Raw genomic sequence first — 11,772 nt, forward strand, 5'->3', positions numbered from 1 at the left:
CAGCTGAACAGCCCCCATGAACCCGTCCTTCCATCGTTACGACGTCATCGTCATCGGCGGTGGCCACGCCGGCACCGAAGCCGCGCTGGCCGCAGCCCGCACCGGCGTGCGCACCCTGCTGCTGACCCACAACATCGAAACCGTGGGCGCGATGAGCTGCAACCCGGCCATCGGCGGCATCGGCAAGGGCCATCTGGTCAAGGAAATCGACGCCCTGGGCGGTGCGATGGCGCATGCCGCCGACCGCGCCGGCATCCAGTGGCGCACGCTCAACGCATCGAAGGGCCCGGCCGTGCGTGCCACCCGTTGCCAGGCCGATCGCAACCTGTACCGCATGGCGATCCGCGCCATCGTCGAAGGCCAGGACAACCTGACGGTGTTCCAGGCCGCGGTCGATGATCTGGTCATCGAAGGTGATGAAGTGCGCGGCGTCATCACCCAGACCGGCCTGCGTTTCGACGCCGGGGCGGTGGTGCTGACGGCCGGCACCTTCCTGGCCGGCAAGATCCACGTCGGCCCGACCCAGTACGCCGCCGGCCGCATGGGCGACCCGCCGGCCACCACGCTGGCCGCGCGCCTGCGCGAGCGTCCGTTCCAGGTCGACCGCCTGAAGACCGGCACGCCGCCGCGCATCGATGGCCGCTCGCTGGACTACAGCGTGATGGACGAACAGCCTGGCGATACGCCGCGGCCGGTGATGTCCTTCCTCGGCTCGGTGAACGAGCATCCGCAGCAGGTCAGCTGCTGGATCACCCACACCACCGAGCAGACCCACCAGATCATCCGCGACGCGCTGCACCGCTCGCCGCTGTACAGCGGCCAGATCGAGGGCATCGGCCCGCGCTACTGCCCGTCCATCGAAGACAAGGTAGTGCGCTTCGCCGAGAAGGCCAGCCACCAGATCTTCGTCGAACCCGAAGGCCTGGGCATCGTCGAGATCTACCCCAACGGCATCTCCACCTCGCTGCCGTTCGACGTGCAGCTGGAGATGGTGCGCAGCATCCGTGGTTTCGGGAACGCGCACATCACCCGCCCCGGTTATGCGATCGAGTACGACTTCTTCGACCCGCGCGGGCTGAAGGCCTCGCTGGAGACCAAGCTGGTCAACGGGCTGTTCTTCGCCGGCCAGATCAACGGCACCACCGGCTATGAAGAGGCGGCTGCACAGGGCCTGCTGGCCGGCCTCAACGCCGCGCGCCAGGTGCGCGGGCTGGATGGCTGGTGCCCGCGTCGCGACGAGGCGTACCTGGGCGTGCTGGTGGATGACCTGATCACCCACGGCACCAACGAGCCGTACCGCATGTTCACCAGCCGCGCCGAGTACCGCCTGCAGCTGCGCGAGGACAATGCCGACCAGCGCCTGACCCCGGCCGGCCGCGAGATGGGCCTGGTCGACGACCGCCGCTGGAACGCGTTCGAAACCAAGCAGGCCGCCGTGGCCGCCGAGCGTGCGCGTCTGGGTGCGCTGTGGGCGACCCCGGCCAATGCGCTGGGCCGTGAAGTGCAGGAAACGCTGGGCGTGGCGGTCAGCCGCGAAACCAATGTGCTGGACCTGATCAAGCGCCCCGAGCTGGATTACGCGCAGCTGATGCAGGTGCCGTCGCTGGGCCCGGCCGTGGCCGACGGCAAGGTGGCCGAACAGGTGGAGATCGGCGTGAAGTACGCCGGCTACCTGGATCGCCAGCGCGAGGAAATCGAGCGCCAGCAGCGGCATGAGGCCACGCCGATCGCCGAGGCGTTCGACTATGCGACCGTGCGCGGGCTGTCGGCCGAGGCGCTGCAGAAGCTCGAACGCGTGCGCCCGCAGACCGTCGGCCAGGCACAGCGCATTCCGGGCATGACCCCGGCGGCGATCTCGCTGCTGCTGGTGCACCTGGAGCGGGCGCGCCGCGGGCGTGTGGCGTAACGCGCCGCTGCGCTCGCCGGGCATGGCCCGGCGCTACCGTGCAGTGGCAGGGATTCATCCACGCATGGCGTGGATCTACTGCCACTCTGGTGGGTGCCGACCTTGGTCGGCACGCATTTTCAGATCGCGATGCTGCATGCATTTGTGCCGACCAAGGTCGGCACCCACCGGAGCGGAAGACACACCCACCGGAACGAACGCGCTACCGTGCGTCGGCGCCGCCGCCCAATACCTTGAACAAGGTCACCCGGTTGCCTGCTTCCTGCTGCTGCAGCGCGATCAGGTCCTGCTGCGCGGCGTACAGGCTGCGCTGTGCATCCAGCGACTGCAGGTAGCCATCCATCCCGGTGCGGTAACGCGCGTCGGCCAGTGTGTAGCTGCGCTGGCTGGCGGCCACCAGCGCGCGCTGCGCGTCCATCTGCGCGGTCAGGTGATCACGCGTGGCCAGCGCATCGGCCACTTCGCTGAAGGCCTGCTGGATCGCCTTCTCGTACTGCGCGATGCCGATGTCCTTGCCGATCTTCGACGCATCCAGCGACGCCTTCAGTGCGCCGGCATGGAAGATCGGCGCGGTGATGCTCGGCGCGAAAGACCAGCCACGGGTGCCGGCCGAGAACAGCGTCGACAACGCGGTGGAGCTGTGGCCGTAGTTGGCGGTCAGGGTCAGCGTGGGGAAGAACGCGGCGCGCGCGGCGCCGATATCGGCATTGGCCGCCTGCAGCGCGTGTTCGGCGGACAGCACATCCGGGCGCTGCAGCAGCACGCTCGACGGCAGGTTGGAAGGCAGCGGAGCCAGCGCCACGGTGCCGTCCAATGCCTGCGCGCTGGGCAGCAACGCCGCATCCAGCGGAGCACCCACCAGCAACTGCAGCGCATCACGATCCTGCGCCTGCTGCGTCTGCAGCTTGGCGAGCGCGCCGCGCGCGGCTTCCACGCTGGTCTGTACCTGCGACAGGTCCAGCCCCGAGGCAAGCCCCTGCGCATGACGGGCCTCGGTGCGCTGCAGGGTCTGCTGCTGGCTCTCCAGGGTCTGTTGCGTGAATGCCAGCGACTGCCCATCGGCCGCCAGCGCCAGCCACGCTGTCGCCACTTCGGCGACCAGGCTGGTGCGCGCCGCACGCTGGTTCTCGGCACTGGCCAGCCAGTTCTGCAGGGCTTCGTTCTTCAGGCTGCGGATGCGCCCGAACAGGTCCAGCTCCCAGCTGCTGATGCCGACCTGCACCGCGTCGGACTCGGTCACCTGGGTGGCCCCGGTCTCACTGTTGGCATCGCTGACCCGCGAACGAGTGACGCTGCCGCTGGCATCCACCGACGGCAGCAGCGCCGCGCGCTGGATGCGGTACTGCGCGCGTTCCTTCTCCACCTGCAGCACCGCTACGCGCAGGTCGCGGTTGTTCTGCAGCGCCAGCGCGATCACCTGCTGCAGGCGCGCTTCCAGGAACACCTCACGCCAGGCCGGCATCGCCAGCGCCGGGTCGGCCTCGCCGGTGGCCGCGTTACCGAACTGCACCGGCACCGGCGCCTCGGGCCGTTGGTAGTGCGGGGCCATGCTCACGCAGCCACCGAGCACGGTGGTCATCGTCGCGGCCGCCAGGGCACGCAGCAGCAAAGGCTTCATGGGCTTGCCTCCGGGGCAGTGGCTTCGGCCGGCGTGCGCCCCGGGAACAGGCGGCGCACCAGCAGGTAGAACAACGGCACGAAGAACATGCCCAGCACCATCGAGGCAACCGTGCCGCCGGCCACGCCGGTACCCAGCGAACGGCGCGCGGCCGAACCGGCGCCGGTGGCGAACACCAGCGGCAGCACGCCCATCAGGAAGGCCAGCGAGGTCATCACGATCGGCCGCAGCCGCAGGTAGACCGCCTGCAGGATCGCCTCACGGGTGCTCTTGCCCTGCTGTTCGAGGATGCGCGCGAACTCGACGATCAGGATGCCGTTCTTGGCCGCCAGGCCAATCGTGGTCAACAGGCCGACCTGGAAGTACACGTCGTTGTTGAGGCCGCGCAGGTTCATCATCAGCACCGCGCCGAACACGCCCACCGGCACGGCCAGCATCACCGCGAACGGCACCGCCCAGCTTTCATACAGCGCGGCCAGGCACAGGAACACGAACAGCAGCGAGATGGCGTACAACATCGGCGCCTGGTTGCCCGACAGCTGTTCCTGGTAGGCCATGTCCGACCAGGCGTGGCTGAAGCCTTCCGGCAGCGTGTCGGCCAGGCGCGCGATCTCGGCCATCGCCTCGCCGGAGCTGACGCCCGGCGCCGGCTGGCCGGTGATCTCCATCGCCGAGATGCCGTTGTAGCGCTGCAGTGCGGCCGGTGCGCTGGACCACTGCGCGCTGACCAGCGACGACAGCGGCACCATCTGCCCGGCCTGGTTGCGCACGCTCCAACGCTCGATGTCCTGCGGCTGCATGCGCGCTTCGGCGGTACCCTGGATGAAGACCTTCTTGATGCGGCCCTTGTAGATGAAGTTGTTGACGAAGTCGCCGCCCAGCGCGGCATTCAGGGTGTCATTGATGTCCTGCGGATTCACACCCATCGCCTGTGCCTTGGCGTCGTCCACCTTCACCGCATACACCGGTGCATCTTCCAGGCTGGCATAGCGCACGTTGACCAGCTTCGGATCCTTGGCAGCTTCCTTCAGCAGGGTGTTGCGCGCGGCCACGGCGGCGGCATGGCCGGCACCGCCTTCGTCCTGCAGTTCCAGGGTGAATCCGCCCGCATCACCCAGGCCGAGGATGGCCGGCGGCGAGGTGATGAACACCTGCGCATCGGGCACGCTGGCCATGGCCTTGGTCAACCGTGCGGCGATGGTATCGGCATCGTCCTTGCGGTCATCCCAGTCCTTCAGGCGGATGAAGGCCTGGCCGACGTTCTGGCCGCTGCCGGTCACGCTGAAGCCGGCGGTGGCCTGGATCGACAGCACGCTGTCGTCTTTCACTGCGGCGGCACTCAGGCGGTCCATCACCGCGCGGGTCTGCTCCAGGGTGGAGCCGGCCGGCAGCTTCACCAGTGCATTGAGCATGCCCTGGTCCTCGTCGGGCAGGAACGCGCCGGGCAGGTGCCACAGCAGCAGGCCGGTGACCACGCTCAGCACGAGGTAGAACACCACGCCCAGCGTGCGCCGGCCGAGGAAGCCATCCACGCGTCGGCGCAGTCCGTTGGAGGTGCGCTCGAAACGGTGGTTGAACCAGATGAAGAACTTGCCCAGCAGGCTCGGTTCGCCGCCGTGGTCGCCATGCGGATGGCCGCCCTTGGGAATCTGGTGCAGGATGCTGCCGCACAGTGCCGGGGTGATGGTCATCGCGACCAGGACCGACAGGATCATTGCTGCAGCAATCGTCACCGAGAACTGGCGGTAGATCACCCCGGTGACACCGCTGAAGAACGCCATCGGCAGGAACACCGCGGTCAGCACCAGCACGATGCCGACCAGCGCGCCGGTGATCTGGCCCATCGCCTTCAGCGTGGCCGGCTTCGGCGCCAGCCCTTCGAAGGTCATCACCCGTTCCACGTTCTCCACCACCACGATGGCATCGTCCACCAGCAGGCCGATGGCCAGTACCAGCGCGAACATTGTCAGCGTGTTGATCGAGTAGCCGAACGCGGCCAGCACGCCGAACGTGCCCAGCAGCACCACTGGCACCGCGATGGTCGGGATCAGGGTAGCGCGCCAGTTCTGCAGGAACAGGTACATCACCAGCACCACCAGGATGATCGCCTCGATCAGGGTGATCACCACTTCCTTCAGCGAGATGGTCACGAACGGCGTGGTGGTGAACGCCACGTGGGCGGTGTAGCCGTGCGGCCAGTACTTCTGCAGCTGCTGAAGCCGTGCATCGATAGCCTTGGACACGGCGATGGCATTGGCACCGGCATTGAGTTCGATACCCAGCGACGCAGACGGCTTGCCGTTGAAGGTGCTGATGCTGTCGTAGCTCTCCGGGCCCAGGCCGATCTTCGCCACGTCGCCGAGGTGCACCACGCTGCCGTTGGCGTCGGCCTTCAGCACCACCTGCGCGAACTGCTCGGGCGTGTGCAGGCGGCTGCGCGCGGTCACCGTGGCGTCGAGCTGCTGGCCCTTCAGCGCCGGCTGGCCGCCGAGTTCACCGGCCGAGACGTCGGTGTTCTGTGCCTGCAGCGCAGTCTCGATGTCCGACGGCATCAGCGCGTACTGGCGCATCTTCTCCGGGTCCAGCCAGATGCGCATGGCGTACTCCTGGCCGATCGGCTGGATGTTGCCGACACCACTGACGCGGCTGATCTGGTCATCGATGCGCGCTTCCATGAAGTTGGCGACATCGAAGTTGTCCATGCTGCCGTCTTCGCTGGTGAACGACAGCACCTCGAAGATCGAACCACTGGACTTGGTGATGGTCAGGCCATTCTGCTGCACCGCCTGCGGCAGCGTGGCCATGGCCGCCTGCAGCTGGTTCTGCACCTGCACCTGCGCGGTGTCCGGATTGGTGCCGGTGGCGAACACCAGGTTGACCTGCGCCGAGCCATCCGAGGCACTGGTCGAGGTCATGTACATCAGGTGATCGAGGCTCTGCTGTGACTGCTCGATGACCTGGGTGACCGCGTTTTCCACGGTCTGCGACGAGGCACCGGTGTAGGTGGCGCGGATGGTGATGGTCGGTGGCGCGATCTGCGGATAGCGGTCCACCGGCAGGATCAGGATCGCAAGCAGGCCCAGCAGGCTGACCGCGATGGCGATCACCCAGGCGAAGATCGGCCGGTCGATGAAGAAACGAACCATGTGCGGCAGGCCTCAGTGCGACTTTTCGTCGGTGTTGCCGTTCGGGTCGATCGCCGGCATCGCCGCCAGCTGCGCCGTCGTCGCCGCCACCGCCTTCACCTGCTGGCCCAGTGATACCGCACTGCCGTTGCTGACGATCACCCGTTCGCCGGTCTTGAGACCATCGGTGATCTGCCACTGGTTGCCGACCACCTGGCCGGTGCTGACCCGGCGCTCGACCACATGGTCCTTGGCGTCGAGCAGGCGCAGCAGCGGCTCGCCGCGTTCGTTGCGCGTCACCGCCTTCTGCGGCACCAGCAGCGCGCGCGCGTCGGTGGCCATCGGCAGCACCGCCTTCAGGTACATGCCGGGCAGCAGCAGGCCGTCCGGGTTCGGGATGACCGCACGCAGCACCACATTGCCGGTACCCGGATCCACCGCGCTGCCGACGAACTCCAGGGTGCCCTCATGCGCATAGGTGCTGCCGTCCTCCAGCAGCACCTTCACCTGTGCCTTGCCATCGATGGCCTTCACCAGGCCGGCATCGAGCTGCTTGCGCAGCGCCAGCATCTGCGTGCTGGACTGGGTGACATCCAGGTACACCGGGTCCAGCCGCTGGATGGTGGCCAGCGCGGCGTCCTGTCCGGCCGCGACCAGCGCACCCGCGGTCACGCTGGAGGTGCCGATGCGACCGTCGATGGGGGCGGTCACGCGGGTGTAGTCGAGGTTGATGCGGGCGGCCTGCAATGCAGCGCGCGCGGCAATCACGTTGGCCTGCGCCTGCTTCAGCGCCGAGGTGGCGTCGTCGGCATCCTGCTTGCTGGCCGCATCCATGCTCACCAGCGCGCGGGTGCGCTCGGCCTTCGGCTGTGCCGACAACACGGTGGCCTCGGCCTGCGCCAGCTGCCCGCGGGCGGTATCGAAGGCCGCCTGGTAGGGCGCCGGATCGACCTGGTACAGCAGCTGCCCTGCCTTGACCTGCTGGCCTTCGGTGAACAACCGCTGGCGGATCAGGCCGCCGATCTGCGGCCTCACCTCGGAGATCTCGAACGGCACGGCGCGGCCGGGCAGGGTCTGCTGTAGTGCCAGCGGCTGCGCGCTGGCCGTGATGACGCCCACTTCGGGCATGGCCGGTGCTTCAGTCCTGCCCGCCGAACAGGCCGCCAGGGCCAGCAGCAGGGGCAGCAGCAGGAGACGCGGGGAACGGGACAGCGGGCGCAGGAGGGACATGGGGGGCGTGGGGGCCTTGCGTTGACCCGTGCACGCTGCCGTGGAACTGTGCAGAGAATATGGAGATTGTGCGACCGGCTCAGCTGGCGCTTGCTTTCGGCGCCGCATGCGCCGCTAATGGCCTCCGCGATGGCGAAGATTCGACTCAAATTCGGCCTGACCGCGAAGACCTTCCTCGCGATCTTCACCGCCTGCCTGCTGGTGCTGGCAGTGAACGGTATTGCCAGCCGCGTGGCCTTCCAGACCGGATTCCTGGACTACCTCAACGACCAGGGCGATCTGCGCATGCAGCGGCTGATGCCACACCTGCAGCGCGAGTACCGCGAGCACGGTGGCTGGGAACATCTGCACGGTGATGGCGACCGCTGGGCGCGGCTGCTGCGCCCGGATCTGGCCCATGGGCACGAAGGACCGGTGCCGCCGCTGTCCGACCAGACCGGCGTGCCATCGCGTCTGGGCCTGTTCGATGCGCAGCACCGCTTCGTGGCCGGCAACCCCGACGCCACCAGCGATGACGAGCCGCACGCGGTGCAGGTGGACGGGCAGACCGTCGGTTGGCTGGGCATGGTGCCGTTCCAGACCGTCATCGCCACCAACGACCTGAATTTCTACAACACCCAGGTGCGCGCCTGGTGGGTGATCGGCATCGCGCTGCTACTGGTGACGGTACTGCTGGCCTGGCTGGTATCGCGGGCGCTGCGCCAGCGCCTTGCCAAGCTGGCCGCGGCCACCCACCGGCTGGCCGCCGGTGACTACGCCACCCGCATCGAGCGCACCAGCGACGATGAGCTGGACGCACTGGTCAACGACTTCAACCGGATGGCACAGGCGCTGGACGATACCGAGCGCAACCGTCGCGCCTTCATCGCCGACATCTCGCATGAGCTGCGCACGCCATTGGCGGTGGTGCGCGCCGAGCTGGAGGCGATCGAGGATGGCATCCGTCCGCTGGACCGCGCCAACCTGGTCGGCCTGCAGGGCGAGATCCGCCAGCTGGGCAAGCTGATCGACGACCTGCACGACCTGTCGATGACCCAGTCCGGCGGCCTGGCGTACCGCTTCGCGCCACTGGACCTGGCGGCGCTGCTGCGCAGCGAACTCAACGGCATGCGCGTGCGCTTCGCCAATGCAGGCCTGGCGCTGGAAGAAGATCTGCCCGCCACGCCGTTGCAGGTGTCCGGTGACGAACGGCGCCTGCAGCAGGTGCTGGCCAACCTGCTGGAGAATGCACTGCGCTACACCCACGCCGGTGGCCGCGTACTCGTGCAGGCAGCGCACGTGCCTGCCGGCGTGCAACTGATCGTGGAAGACACCGCGCCGGGCGTGCCGGCCGACAAGTGCGCGCTGCTGTTCGAACGCTTCTACCGCGTGGAAAGTTCGCGCAATCGTGCCAGTGGTGGCAGCGGGCTGGGCCTGGCCATCAGCCACAACATCATCCTCGCCCACCACGGCGTCATCCACGCCGAGCCCTCGCCACTGGGCGGGCTGCGCGTGGTCATCACCCTGCCGGAGCCTGCATGAGCACGTCGCCCGCCACGTCCGCGAAGATCCTGATCGTCGAGGACGAGCCACGCCTGGCCTCGGTACTGCGCGACTACCTGGCCGCAGCCGGCATGGCCAGCGAGTGGGTGGACGACGGTGGCCAGGTGATCGACGCGTTCGCGCGCTACCAGCCCGATCTGGTGCTGCTGGACCTGATGCTGCCGCAGCGCGACGGCGTGGACCTGTGCCGCGAACTGCGCGCCAGCAGCGATGTGCCGGTCATCATGGTCACCGCACGGGTGGAAGAGATCGACCGCCTGCTGGGCCTGGAGATCGGTGCCGACGACTACATCTGCAAGCCGTTCAGTCCGCGCGAAGTGGTCGCTCGGGTAATGGCGGTGCTGCGCCGCTACCGCCCGGACCCCGGTGCGCGCGCCAACGGCGGCTTGCACATCGACGAGCCGGCCGCACGCGCCACCTGGAACGGCAAGGGCCTGGACCTGACTCCGGTGGAATACCGCCTGCTGCGCACGCTGCTGGCCACGCCAGGCCGGATCTGGGCGCGCGATGAACTGCTCGACCGGCTGTACCTGGACCATCGCGTGGTGGTCGACCGCACCGTCGACAGCCATGTGCGCAACCTGCGCCGCAAGCTGGCCGACGCCGGCATGGAAGGCGAGCCGATCCGTTCGGTGTACGGCATGGGCTACAGCTACGAGCCGTGATCGCGTTCGCCGGGCATGGCCCGGCGCTACCAGGGGGTGACGTTCGTCGACGAGGCATGACGGGGTAGCGCCGGGCCATGCCCGGCGAGCGCAGCGATGCAGACCTGCGCTACAGTCGAGAACGCTCGACATCAACGAATCACGACTGCATGGACGACATCCACCCGATCGCGCCGGACAAGCGCGCCGCCATCCTTTCCACCCTGGCCGACATCGAACAACGCTACGACGTACGCGTGCTGCTGGCCTGCGAGTCGGGCAGCCGTGGCTGGGGCTTTTCCTCGCCGGACAGCGACTACGACGCGCGCTTCATCTACGTGCATCGCCAGCCGTGGTATCTCAGCGTCAACGAGAGCACCGGTCCCGGCGAAGCGCAGCGCGATGTGATCGAACTGCCGATCGACGATGAGCTCGATGTCAGCGGCTGGGACCTGCGCAAGGCACTGCGGCTGGTCTCAAAATCCAATCCGACACTGATCGAATGGCTGCGTTCGCCGATCATCTACCAGCAGGATCACGCCGCAATGTCGCAGCTGTGGAAGGCAGCTGAGTCGTTCTATTCACCACTGGGAACGTGGTGGCACTACTTCAACATGGCGCGCTCGAACCATCGCGGTTACCTGCGTGGCGAAACGGTACGTACGAAGAAATACCTGTACGTGCTGCGCCCACTGCTGGCCTGCCAGTGGATCGAGCACGAACAGACACCCCCGCCGATGGCCTTCGAGGATCTGCTGGACCGGCTGCTGCCGCTCGGCCCGGTGCGTGAAGCCATCGATGCCCTGCTGGCCGTGAAACGCGCCAGTGCCGAGGTCAGTGCCGGGCCACGCATCACGGCGATCAGTGATTTCATTGATCGTGAACTGGCCGCCCGCGCCGGGCAGGCCCCGCACCTGCCTGCTGGCCAGGGCGACAGCGCCTGGCTGGACGCGCTGTTCCGGCAGATGCTGGCCGAGCACGCGCCGGCCTGAGCGGTTGCACCTGCTTCTGGTAGTGCCGGCCGCTGGCCGGCAATCGCGGAAATCCAGTCGGGCTCATGGGGTTGCCGGCCAGCGGCCGGCACTACCGATGCTTCTGCCGCGTATCATCGTCGCGAATGCCCTGATTTCCGGAGACACCGATGAACCCGCTGCGCCCCTTCCGCGACAAGATGCCCGTCCTCGGCGAGCGCGTGTACATCGACCCGGCCTGCACCGTCATCGGTGACGTGGAACTGGGCGACGACGTATCGGTGTGGCCGGGCACGGTCATCCGCGGCGATGTCAATTACGTGCGCATCGGTGCGCGCACCAACGTGCAGGACGGCACCATCATCCATGTCAGCCACCACAGCCCGTACAACAAGGCCGGCTACCCGACCCTGATCGGCGAGGGCGTGACCGTCGGCCACGGCTGCATCATCCATGCCTGCACCATCGGCGATTACAGCCTGATCGGCATGGGCGCCTGCATCCTCGACGGTGCCCGCGTTGAACGCCATGGCTTCGTCGGTGCCGGCGCGGTGATCGGCCCCGGCAAGGTGGTGGGCGAAGGCGAGCTGTGGGTCGGCAACCCGGCCCGGCCGGCGCGCACGCTGAGCGACAAGGAGATCGAGTCGCTGCACTATTCGGCCGACCACTACGTGCGGCTGAAGGACGAATACCGGGGCTGAGCAGCCAACGCCGCCACGCGGCTCTGCTAAAGTCT

General features: G+C 67.7%; 8 protein-coding genes. 5 read left to right on the forward strand and 3 right to left on the reverse strand.

Going from position 1 to position 11,772, the window contains the following annotated elements; all coding sequences use genetic code 11:
* Positions 1–16 precede the first annotated feature (16 nt).
* Positions 17–1,906, forward strand: a complete 1,890-nt coding sequence (gene mnmG, locus QP552_RS19815) for a tRNA uridine-5-carboxymethylaminomethyl(34) synthesis enzyme MnmG (protein ID WP_286074469.1) — start codon at positions 17–19, stop codon at positions 1,904–1,906.
* Positions 1,907–2,108: 202 nt separating this feature from the next.
* Here mnmG and smeC read toward each other — a convergent pair whose 3' ends face one another.
* The 3 genes from smeC to smeA are packed head-to-tail and all read right to left on the reverse strand — an operon-like array spanning position 2,109 to position 7,879.
* Positions 2,109–3,524: a multidrug efflux transporter outer membrane subunit SmeC gene (smeC, locus tag QP552_RS19820; protein WP_286074470.1), complete on the reverse strand. Its 1,416-nt coding sequence runs from the start codon at positions 3,522–3,524 to the stop codon at positions 2,109–2,111.
* Positions 3,521–6,670 (reverse strand): multidrug efflux RND transporter permease subunit SmeB, encoded by a 3,150-nt coding sequence (gene smeB, locus QP552_RS19825; RefSeq protein WP_286074471.1) that lies wholly within the window; start codon positions 6,668–6,670, stop codon positions 3,521–3,523. The genes smeC and smeB overlap by 4 nt, the downstream gene beginning before the upstream one ends.
* Before the next feature lie 12 nt (positions 6,671–6,682).
* Positions 6,683–7,879, reverse strand: a complete 1,197-nt coding sequence (smeA, locus tag QP552_RS19830) for a multidrug efflux RND transporter periplasmic adaptor subunit SmeA (protein ID WP_111113425.1) — start codon at positions 7,877–7,879, stop codon at positions 6,683–6,685.
* Between the two features lie 117 nt (positions 7,880–7,996).
* Between smeA and baeS the strand changes: the two genes are divergently transcribed.
* The 4 genes from baeS to QP552_RS19850 all read left to right on the forward strand — a co-directional run bounded on the left by baeS (position 7,997) and on the right by QP552_RS19850 (position 11,737).
* Positions 7,997–9,400 (forward strand): sensor histidine kinase efflux regulator BaeS, encoded by a 1,404-nt coding sequence (gene baeS, locus QP552_RS19835; protein WP_111113426.1) that lies wholly within the window; start codon positions 7,997–7,999, stop codon positions 9,398–9,400.
* The gene (locus tag QP552_RS19840; protein WP_019337017.1) at positions 9,397–10,086 is read left to right on the forward strand and encodes a response regulator; all 690 of its coding nucleotides are present in this window, start codon (positions 9,397–9,399) and stop codon (positions 10,084–10,086) included. The genes baeS and QP552_RS19840 overlap by 4 nt, the downstream gene beginning before the upstream one ends.
* 149 nt (positions 10,087–10,235) lie before the next feature.
* Entirely contained in the window at positions 10,236–11,057 is an 822-nt protein-coding gene (locus QP552_RS19845) for a nucleotidyltransferase domain-containing protein (protein ID WP_106550023.1), read from the forward strand.
* A gap of 149 nt (positions 11,058–11,206) precedes the next feature.
* The gene (locus QP552_RS19850; protein ID WP_049428950.1) at positions 11,207–11,737 is read left to right on the forward strand and encodes a gamma carbonic anhydrase family protein; all 531 of its coding nucleotides are present in this window, start codon (positions 11,207–11,209) and stop codon (positions 11,735–11,737) included.
* Positions 11,738–11,772 lie beyond the last annotated feature (35 nt).

It is taken from the genome of Stenotrophomonas sp. 59 (genome assembly GCF_030291095.1).
Lineage (GTDB): Bacteria > Pseudomonadota > Gammaproteobacteria > Xanthomonadales > Xanthomonadaceae > Stenotrophomonas > Stenotrophomonas maltophilia_Q.